This is a genomic window from Ralstonia sp. OTU4908 (genome assembly GCF_038440115.1).
GTDB classification, from domain to species: domain Bacteria; phylum Pseudomonadota; class Gammaproteobacteria; order Burkholderiales; family Burkholderiaceae; genus Ralstonia; species Ralstonia pickettii.
The window spans coordinates 1-9,287 of the sequence record NZ_JASATD010000068.1 but is presented as its reverse complement, the minus strand read 5'-3'; the positions used below and the strand labels follow the sequence as shown (position 1 = coordinate 9,287).

At 57.5% G+C, this 9,287-nt stretch carries 8 protein-coding genes; 5 read left to right on the top strand and 3 right to left on the bottom strand.

Annotated elements, in window-relative coordinates:
* Window positions 1-95 precede the first annotated feature (95 nt).
* From AAHM38_RS24905 to AAHM38_RS24895, 3 genes are read right to left on the bottom strand one after another with little or no spacing between them, the layout of a single operon-like run.
* Window positions 96-557 carry a hypothetical protein gene (locus tag AAHM38_RS24905; RefSeq protein ID WP_342234381.1) on the bottom strand — a complete coding sequence of 154 codons (462 nt, stop codon included), beginning with the start codon at window positions 555-557 and terminating at the stop codon, window positions 96-98.
* Entirely contained in the window at window positions 554-1,315 is a 762-nt protein-coding gene (gene stbB / locus AAHM38_RS24900; protein ID WP_342234380.1) for a StbB family protein, read from the bottom strand. The genes AAHM38_RS24905 and stbB overlap by 4 nt, the downstream gene beginning before the upstream one ends.
* Window positions 1,312-1,815 carry a hypothetical protein gene (locus AAHM38_RS24895; RefSeq protein ID WP_342234379.1) on the bottom strand — a complete coding sequence of 168 codons (504 nt, stop codon included), beginning with the start codon at window positions 1,813-1,815 and terminating at the stop codon, window positions 1,312-1,314. Before AAHM38_RS24895 ends, stbB begins: the two co-directional genes overlap by 4 nt.
* Before the next feature lie 415 nt (window positions 1,816-2,230).
* Between AAHM38_RS24895 and AAHM38_RS24890 the strand changes: the two genes are divergently transcribed.
* The 5 genes from AAHM38_RS24890 to AAHM38_RS24870 all read left to right on the top strand — a co-directional run bounded on the left by AAHM38_RS24890 (window position 2,231) and on the right by AAHM38_RS24870 (window position 9,154).
* On the top strand, window positions 2,231-2,614 hold the full coding sequence (locus AAHM38_RS24890) for a hypothetical protein (protein WP_342234378.1): 384 nt from the start codon (window positions 2,231-2,233) through the stop codon (window positions 2,612-2,614).
* Window positions 2,611-4,245 carry a type IV secretion system DNA-binding domain-containing protein gene (locus tag AAHM38_RS24885; protein ID WP_342234377.1) on the top strand — a complete coding sequence of 545 codons (1,635 nt, stop codon included), beginning with the start codon at window positions 2,611-2,613 and terminating at the stop codon, window positions 4,243-4,245. Before AAHM38_RS24890 ends, AAHM38_RS24885 begins: the two co-directional genes overlap by 4 nt.
* The gene (gene mobF, locus AAHM38_RS24880) at window positions 4,245-7,571 is read left to right on the top strand and encodes a MobF family relaxase (RefSeq protein WP_342234376.1); all 3,327 of its coding nucleotides are present in this window, start codon (window positions 4,245-4,247) and stop codon (window positions 7,569-7,571) included. Before AAHM38_RS24885 ends, mobF begins: the two co-directional genes overlap by 1 nt.
* Window positions 7,572-7,806: 235 nt before the next feature.
* Complete coding sequence (locus AAHM38_RS24875) at window positions 7,807-8,466, top strand: hypothetical protein (protein ID WP_251471561.1); 660 nt, start codon at window positions 7,807-7,809, stop codon at window positions 8,464-8,466.
* The gene (locus AAHM38_RS24870) at window positions 8,441-9,154 is read left to right on the top strand and encodes a transglycosylase SLT domain-containing protein (RefSeq protein WP_342234375.1); all 714 of its coding nucleotides are present in this window, start codon (window positions 8,441-8,443) and stop codon (window positions 9,152-9,154) included. Before AAHM38_RS24875 ends, AAHM38_RS24870 begins: the two co-directional genes overlap by 26 nt.
* Window positions 9,155-9,287 lie beyond the last annotated feature (133 nt).

The window sequence follows — 9,287 nt, the reverse complement described above, 5'->3', positions numbered from 1 at the left end:
TTGCAGTAACGGAGGGTGAAAAAAAGGGCATTACAGTGTCATTAACTGTAATACCCGGACATTATTCGCATGATGTTGGGGACTTACCCCCGCATTCACTGCTCAGGGGCTTTGTTGATGGCCGTTTGCAGCTTGGCTTGGGTGGCTGGGTCGAGTGTCGGGAACGCTGCCCTTACGGCGCGGCCCACTTTTGCATCATCTCGATCCCGGTTGAACGCGTACATTCCCGCAACCACAACGAGACTGGCCACCAAGCCGGCTAGGACGCCGACGATGGCGAGCAGTGCTCGGGGGATTTGTGGGTTGGGAGCGGCCAAGGCAACAGGTTCAGGCGCTGTGGCCGCTGCCTTTGCGATCCGGGCAGCGTCCTGGGCCATCCGCGCGCTGTCTTGAACCGTGCGCGCGGTTTCCTTCAGTTGCTTTTCTACCGATTGCACGTCGTTCATGAGGGCTTCCGCCCTGTCGAAAGTCTCGTGCAACTCGCCCAGGATGATCCGCATCGCGGCGTCGCGCCGCGAGCTGGGGCCGCCGTCCAGTTGCTTGGCCGCGTCGGTCATTTCTTGGCCTTGCCGAAGAGCAGTTCGGTGGCGTTCTCGAGGTTGGCGTACGCGTGAACGGCCAAATCGTGGTCCGCTTGGTGCTCGATAGCCTGTTGAACCATTTCGAAGTCGCCCGCAGCCTTGGCCTCTACGCGCTTGGCCTTCCAGTCCGTCTGATCTTCCGCCAGCTCGCGAATGTTCTTGCGGCGGACCAAATCAAACACCTCGTTCTGCTTGATAACGATGTGCGGCTCATAAGTGGCCTTGTTCTTGCCGTCCGTCATGGCATAGCCGCTGATCTGCGCATAAACCTGTTCGACGGCCAGCAAACCACCCTCGCCGCCATCGTACATGTTGTAGACGACACGGATTTTGCTGGCCGGAATACCCAGCTTGGAAAGCCATTCGATAGTCGCGATGGTGTCTTTCTGCTGCTTATCGGCCGGCACGGTCGGCACGATAATCAGGTCAAGTTCACCGATGGCGCTCTTATACCGCGTCAGCTCCGACATGAAGCCGACGACGTTCGATGCGCCCACATCGACAATAATGTCGTCATGGAGCATGAGCTGTTTGAAAATCTCGCGAAACTCAGAAGCCGAGAACTCTTCAGCCTCAACGCTTTCGACCTCGTTAGCAACCGAGGCATTATGCGCTTCGATAGAAAGGAATTTCGCTTTGGGACGACTAGCCGCCAACCAGTTAACGGCGAGCGTGGTTTTGCCAACGTTACCGCTCAGGTTGATGACGGCGATTTTCATGTCTTTGTTGCTCATGTCGGTTTCCTTGTTTGACGGGCAATGCTTCGATAATCGGTTTGACTGGCCTTTTGCGCTTGCTTCAAGGCGTTGCGAACTTCAAAAACGCTTCCATCACTTACCTGCGAGGATGGTGTCTCACCCTCGGTTGGATCATGTGAACCACTATCCGTTGGTTCATGTGAACCACTACTTTTTGGATCAGGTGAACCACTCTTCAGCTCACCCGAGCCCCCGCTAGCCTGTAGCGGTTTGATCGATCCAGTCGCCCCGCCAACACCTCTCTCCCTGGCTCTCTTGCGAGCCCGCTTTAGCGTCTGCATGTAGACCGGGAGTGTCATTTCAACGCCGGCCGCTTGCAGCGTTTCTTGAATCTTCGCGTGCGTATGGCCGAGGGCGTTGGCTGTGTCGATGAGAGGCAGCAAACGCTCCAGCAGGACCGCTTTTGATCGCAACTGTTGAGCGACCAACGTGCGGGCCATGGCTTCTATGTTGGCGAGTTCGTCTGTGGATTCCATGCGCTGATAGTAACTTGATGGGTACTTAAAGGCAACTAAAAAGGAACACTTTCCGTAGCGATTTTGCCGAAAAGGAACAAAAAGGGAACGCTGTAGGAACGTGATAGGAACATCTAGGGAACATCCTACTACAGATGCTATCCCTACTGCATCTCCTGAAGTGCTTCAAACACCACAAAAGACGGGTGAAATACGCCCTTTGATGGCCCGACCGGTCCAAAAACGGCCCCGGCACGGTCCAAAAGCGGCTGGTCGATCGACGGTCCTAGGGGTCACACACCATACGCACCTCTTGCGAGGTGCTGTGAAGCCAAGCTGCACTTGGCTTCACAAGAAAAACCAGTGGTTTGCACATGGCGCCGATATGGCATGTTAGGGTGGTAAGATCGCGTAAATTCAAGGGGAGTGACATGGCATGGGTACTTTGAACATCTGGCTGAGCGACGAGGATGAGGCGTTTATGCGCCGGCAGATGGAAATCGCGGGCGAAACGAAGCTTGGACCGCACATTAAGCGGGTCTACTACGGGAACCTCAATCCAGGTGAAGGCGTGCTCTCCGAGCTGCGGCGCAACTCGGAAATGGCTCTATCGATGCTATCGAATATGAAGCGAAGTGGTTCTAGTTCCGGTGACGGCGAGGAACAAAAGGAGCACGACCGGGATACAGAACTGCGGCTGCTTGCCGCTATCTTTTTGATGCTTCACATGTCGCTCGGGAAGGACGCTCGCCTGGTCATTGACCGCTACGTCAGCTCGAAGGCGGTGGAAGACTTTTTGAAGGCAGGGGGTGGACTATGAGCGCAGGTTCGCGGCGGTATGACGACCGTCACAAGGGGTGGCTGTTCCTGATGGTGCTGGGGATGACGATCGGGGCATGGTTTTGGGCGGCCAATCGGACGTACACCCTCCCCCGAGGTCAATATGCGAAAGCACTTTATTATGCGCTGCTCTCGACGCCGCACACTCCCCTACTTTGGGTTCCGGCACTAATTGCCTTCCTGTACGGGTTCGTTATTTTTGCGGTAATCGCCTTCTATACCCGCAGCGGCTTCGATGGCGCGGATTTTATGATGTTTTTGCGTGGCACACGCATGGTTAGTTCAGCTCAGTTGGCGGATATGACGCGCAGTTGGTTTACTGAGCAACTTCGCCTGGGCGGAATTCCGATGCCAACGAAGGTGGAGGGGCAGCACGCCAGCGCTATTGGTTCCACTGGTTCCGGTAAATCGCAGGCAATCGCAGATTATATTGAGTCTGCCCAGGCGAGGAATCTTCCTAAATGGTGGCGACCGAACTCAAAGCCGGATCGAATTATCTGTGTTGACCCTAACGGTCAGTTTATGGAGAAATTCTACAAGCCAGGCGACAAAATCCTTAACCCGTTCGACAAGCGTTCGGTCTCTTGGGGGATTTTCAACGAAATTCGCGTTCCATTCGACGTGGAGCAATTTTCGGTCAGTGTTATTCCCAAGAGCCCATCGACGGAGCAGGAGCAGTGGAACGCTATGGCCCGGACGATTACCGCCGAGGTTATGTTGAAGCTGTGGCGGTTACAACGGGGCACCACGGACGAACTGGTCTACTGGCTGGCCATCGCGCCGAACGACCAGCTACAGGAAATGCTCGCGGACACTGCGGCAGCCGGGATGTTCCACGGGGCGGAGGAAACCCTTGGCAGCGTACGGACTGTGCTCACGCGCTACATCACCCCACACAAGTATCTGTCAGCGATGGAGAAGGCTGCCAACGACTTTGTTCTGCGCGATTGGATTGACACAGGCACCGGCAACCTCTGGATCACGTGGCGAGAAGATCAGCTCCACGCGTTGAAGCCGCTCATCTCGTGCATGTTTGACGTGGCCTGCGCGGCTGCCTTGTCGACGCCAATCGACAAGCACCGCCCTGCCCTTCATCTGGTCGTTGACGAACTGGACTCGTTGGAGAAGCTGAATTACCTCATTCCTGCCGCGACCAAGGGCCGTAAGCACAAGCTGTACATCCTTGCTGGGTTCCAGTCGTACGCGCAGCTCAACTCAACCAACGGCAAGGACGATGCCCTGACCCTGCGGAACAGTCTGCGCAGCACGCTCAGCTTGGGTGTGGCGGAAATGGATACCTACACGTCGGAAGAGATTTCGAGGGGCCTGGGCGAGCACGAGGTTATCCGCAAACGCGAGACCAGCGGCAGGAGCGCTAGCACGTCCTTCGACAAGGAAAAAGAACGGGTGGTGATGGCATCGCAGCTCCACACCCTGCCCGACCTCACCGGCTACCTCAAGTATTCGGGCAACTTCCCTATCTCGCGCGTGACGATGCTCTACAAGAACCGCAAGAGCGTTATCGAGCCCCTTGTTATGGCTGAGAACCGTTGGACAACCGCCCCTGACTTCAACTCGGTGTCCACCCTCAATTTTGCGAGCGACGAGTAATGCTGACCTTCTCGTTTGTCAAAGAGTCTCGTCAGGCTGCGAGCTACTACGAAGAAACCGACGACTACTACACCAAGGAAGGCCATCGAGGCGAATGGGATGGGGATGGCGCGACTGCGCTTGGCCTTGAGGGGGGTGTCGATCGCGAAACATTCAAAGAGCTTCTTGACGGCAAGCTGCCTGATGGTCGTATTGTTCGGAAGCCCGCGCCGAAGACGGATAAGGACGGCAAGCGCGTCAACCCTCGGTTGGGTATCGACTTCACCTTCAGTGCACCAAAGAGCGTGAGTATCGTCGCGCTGGTGAGCGGCGATCGCCGCGTCATCGCTGCGCACGATGAAGCAGTGAAAGACGCGCTCAAGCTCATGCAGAGTAAAGTTATCGCGAGAAAGAAGATCAAGCGTATCTCGTTTCGTGAGCACACTAACAAGCTTGTTGTCGCGAAATTTCAGCACGACCTATCGCGCGATCAAGACCCACAGTTGCACACGCACGCGGTGACGATGAATCTCACGCAGCGTGAAGATGGCCGCTGGACTGCCATCGCAAACGAAGAGATGTTGAAGAGCGTCAAGGTGGTCGGGGCCTATTACCGAGCGCAGCTTGCCCAGCGGCTTGAGGATATGGGTTACGAAATCCGTGCGACGCGGGATGGCTTCGAGATGGCCTCCGTGCCGGATGCGGCTATCAAGCTATTCAGCCAACGCAGCCGCATGATTGAGCAAGAGCTTGATGCGCAAGGTCTCACCAGGGACACAGCATCAGGAGGCATGAAGCAAGCGATCACGAAGAACACGCGGAAGCGGAAGGACGAGGGCGATCGCGCCGCGCTGCGCCAGGAGTGGCGCGATGCTTTGAAGCAGGCTGGCATAGAGATCCCCGAAGCAGCTCCAGAGAATCGAGTTGCGCCACCACGCGTGCCGGCGATCGATGACCGTGGAGGAAAGCCTGTCACGCCAGATCAGTCGAATAGCGGATCATCGATGCCGAAGGAGCCGCCGCCCAGTGGTTCGACCGGCGAAAAGCCTGGGGCGCAATCGCCGCAGGGCGCAGGGGAACCGCAGAGCGGCAAAAAGGTTGACCAAGGGCAGGGCGCGCAAGCGCCTGGCGATTCTGGTTCTCGCCCTGGCGGCGGCGGTGGCCCGTCCGCTCCAGCGGACGAGAAGGTGCCAGCGGCCGTTGTTCGGGACGAACCGGCATCCCCTCTACCTCAAGAAACTAAGCCACAAGCCGGCGCACCCGCGCGGACCCCTGAGCATGAAGCAAAGACCCCTGAGCAGGGCATTGATCGATCAGGTAAGGCAAAGGCGGCGCTTGAGTTTGCGATTGAACACTTGACCGAGCGGCAGGGCATCTTTACCCGTGGGGAGCTGCTTGAAAGGGCATACCTGAAGGCTCTCGGCGGCGTGGCGGAGATTGATCGCGAGCTGGAACGCGCCAAGGCTGACGGCCGGCTTCTTCCTGAGCTGCCGTTGTATCAGACCGCGAAGTCGTTTTCTCGGGAGTCACAGACCAAGGCCGTCGACAAGCAGTTTGAGAAGTTTCGCCACGACAATGATCTTCAGAAGCTGACACGCGCTTCATGGGTCTCGATGCTCGTTCACGTCGAAGGTTATGACCAGGCGAGGGCAGAGAAGACCGTCGACGGAGCCATTGCGAGTGGTCGCCTCGTGGAGACAGAAGAGCGGTACACCACGACCGACATGCGCAACCGCGAACTGCGGATTCTTTGGATGGAACGGTTGGGGCGGGAGACTGTTGCTCCGATTAAGTCGGCGGCTGAGGTTGACGCGATGCTGGCTAACAGCGACCTCAACGCAGGGCAACGTGACGCTGCAAAGCTTGTGTTGACCACAACGAACCGGGTTGTGGGAATTCAGGGTTTCGCGGGCGTGGGGAAGAGCCACGCTCTCAGCAAGCAAGTGAATGCGATCAAGGAAGAGTCTCAAAAGCAGGCAGCCGGGGAGGGGTACAAGGTCATCGGCTTGGCTCCGTACGGATCGCAGAACAAGGCCCTCAAAGAACTGGGGATGGAATCGAATACCTTGGCGTCCTTTCTGGCGAAAGAGCCAGAGCCCGGTTTGCTTGGTCCCAAAACGATCGTGTTTCTGGACGAGGCCAGCGTCGTTCCTGCACACCAGATGGAAGACCTGATGCAGCGCATCGAGCAGCATGGGGCTCGTCTCGTCCTGCTGGGCGACCGAAAACAGACACAGGCGGTGGAGGCCGGCAAGCCGTTCGAACAGCTTCAAGACGCCGGCATGCAAACTGCGCATATCACCGAGATTCAACGGCAGAAGGACGCGGAGCTGAAAGCGGCCGTTGAAAAGGCAGCGAACGACAACATTGGCGGCTCCGTTCTCCTGCTGAAAGAGCGCGTGCAGCAAATTGAGAAGCCTGAAGACCGTCATAAGGCCATCGCCGTCGATTACACCTCTCAAACTGCGGAAGAGCGCGATCGGACCATCATTGTTGTCGGAACCAACGATGCGCGGAGGGAGGTGAACCAGCTCGTTCGGGAACGGCTAAACCTTCCGGCCGGCGAGCGCGTACAGGCGCTTGAATCGTTCGACATGACCCGTGCTGAGCATCGCCAGGCTGCCAGTTACAAGGAGGGTGTTGTGTTGCTGGCCGAGCGTGATGGGCCGCATGGGTTGAAGCGGGGCGAGCACTACGAGGTTACGGCCATCGATTCGCGGGTAAACACCTTGATTCTGAAGGGCGGCGACGGCAGCCCGATTACCGTGGACGCCGGCAAGCTGGCCGGTGTGTCGACCTATCAACGCGCCGAGATCGAGGTGGTGCAGGGCGACTGGCTGCGCATTACCCGCAATGACAACAAGCAGCACGTCTACAACGGGGAGCGCCACCAAGTGAAGGCGGTCTACCACGATGCGATTGTTCTGGAGAACGGCGCGCGTTTGTCGAGGTCGGCGGCTATTCACGCTCAGCACGGCTACGCGCAGACCGTACACAGCGCGCAAGGGTTGACCACGGATCGCGTTCTCATGGACGCCGATACTCGGAGCCTGACCAGCAACCGTGCCGTGTACTACGTGGCGATTTCGCGGGCCAGGCACAACCTCACGATCTACACCGACAACCACTCCCGCTTGGCCGAATCCATGTCTCGCGAGCCGCGAAAGTACGCCGCGCTAGAACTGCGTGACGATCGCCGTGAGGCCGATATTCTCCGGGCAGCGGTATCGATTCGGCAGCAAGAGAAGGGGGCCGCGACAACAGCGCGCCAAACGCTTGCACGGGAAATTTCCGGTGCGCCATCGCGCACGCGTCAGCCTGGCCAGCGCAGGTCTCGAACGCGGTAGGTAATGCGACTTGGGAGCAGAATAGGAACACTATAAGAACTTGTTAGGAACTTCAAAGGGGTCACTTTGGGAACAAAGTGGCCCTTTTTTCATATGGTGCTTCGCACAACCCCTCTCATGGGGAATGCAGAGGACGCCTGCATCTGCCGTTACAAGCGTACGTTTGCTTGCGCCACGCTCGCTCTTACTATAAATACATATTTGGTGTACTGTTTATGCACTTTCAGGAGTCACTATGCGATTTGCCAAAAAACTAGTTTCACTGCTGATGCTGGCGTTGGCCGCCTACTGCGGCACGGCGTCTGCCCAAGCCCCATCCCCCAATTTCAACGGGGATGTTCAAGAGCAGGACTTCCCCTGCGCGATCGTCTTGTGCTTTGCCAACCCGAAAGGGCCGACGGCCGAGAGCAAGTGCCAGCCGCCCGTGAACTGGCTCATCAATAACTTCATCAAGAAGTTCAAGCCGTGGCCCACCTGTTTGTTCAATGACAAGGACAACACGCAGGTCGCCTACTACTCCCAACCCCATGTGCAGTGCCCCTCTGGCTTCACGGCCGAACAGGCAACAACCGATAACGGGTCCGTCGTGCTCACTGGCGTATGCCTGCGCCCCATTCAGACGTGCGCGGCGTATTCCCCAAGTGTCGCGGGTGCCGCTTGCTACACGTACGTCACCACCAACGATTTCGGCACGCCAAGCACTCAATACTTCGAATACACGATTCCTCCAAATGGGGTCACGAGCTACGCCATGCGTGTCTACAACGGCTCGATGGACAACAGCTACTACTTCAACCTTGGCGGCTCATCCAGCGGTTATCAGAGCGCGTCGATTCTCTACAAGAACGGCAATGCCAATAACAGCAGCAATGCCAGCGCAGGCTCCGGCAATTGACGTGTGCGCAGCCGGCGTTGATAGCCGGCTGTTCACGTCGCTGGTTCGCCAGGAGTCGAATTTCAATCCCTACGCGATCGGGTTGGACGGCAAGGCGGTTCTGAAGACCCAACCAAAGAGTTATGAAGAAGCCGTCAAAACTGCCGTTAACCTCGCGCGAGAAGGGAAGGGATTTTCGGTGGGCTTGGCGCAAGTGCATATCTCGAATGTTGTGCGCTATGGCATGACATGGGAGCAAGCATTTGATCCCTGCATGAATCTCCGCGTTGGAAGTGCGATTTATCGCAACTTCTACGCACAGGCGATCAAGGCAGGCTATCGCGCGGACGGGGCGACATTTGCCGCGCTCCGTGGCTTCAACTCGGGGAGTGTCCACAACCCCGTCAGCAACGGCTACGCCCGCGACATTCTTGGGCGGGTCGGTATCCCCTCAGCAGCGTTTCCGGCAATGCCGGCGATCGATGCTTCTCGCGACGTGGCGGGTGCCGAGCCCATCACGCAGGTCGCAAAAGAGGATGCCAGCAGCCCCAGCATGTTTTCCGCGCCGTCCCAATCGCTGTTTGGGGACGCGGGGGAGGTGCCAAGGTCGTTCCCGGTCGTTGTCCCCAGCGCTGTACGCGTGGAGGCCCGCCGACCCGCTACGGACGAGGCTGGTCCGGTGGTACTTCGGGCAACGTTCGCTAGGTAGAGAAGTCGTTTTGAAACCCCGTTTTACTATGGGAGGGAGTTCCTTTTTATGATCTTTTAGTGTACTATATGAGCACAAACAGTTTACCAACTGCCCATGTTTGGTGTCTCAGAACGGTGCTAATGCGCGATGT

Bases quoted from the DNA above. Each gene is read 5' to 3' on its own strand.
- AAHM38_RS24890 (WP_342234378.1), top strand. From the start codon at position 2,231: ATGGGTACTTTGAACATCTGGCTGAGCGACGAGGATGAGGCGTTTATG.
- mobF (WP_342234376.1), top strand. From the start codon at position 4,245: ATGCTGACCTTCTCGTTTGTCAAAGAGTCTCGTCAGGCTGCGAGCTAC.
- AAHM38_RS24895 (WP_342234379.1), bottom strand. From the start codon at position 1,815: ATGGAATCCACAGACGAACTCGCCAACATAGAAGCCATGGCCCGCACG.
- AAHM38_RS24875 (WP_251471561.1), top strand. From the start codon at position 7,807: ATGCGATTTGCCAAAAAACTAGTTTCACTGCTGATGCTGGCGTTGGCC.
- stbB (WP_342234380.1), bottom strand. From the start codon at position 1,315: ATGAGCAACAAAGACATGAAAATCGCCGTCATCAACCTGAGCGGTAAC.
- AAHM38_RS24885 (WP_342234377.1), top strand. From the start codon at position 2,611: ATGAGCGCAGGTTCGCGGCGGTATGACGACCGTCACAAGGGGTGGCTG.
- AAHM38_RS24905 (WP_342234381.1), bottom strand. From the start codon at position 557: ATGACCGACGCGGCCAAGCAACTGGACGGCGGCCCCAGCTCGCGGCGC.
- AAHM38_RS24870 (WP_342234375.1), top strand. From the start codon at position 8,441: ATGCCAGCGCAGGCTCCGGCAATTGACGTGTGCGCAGCCGGCGTTGAT.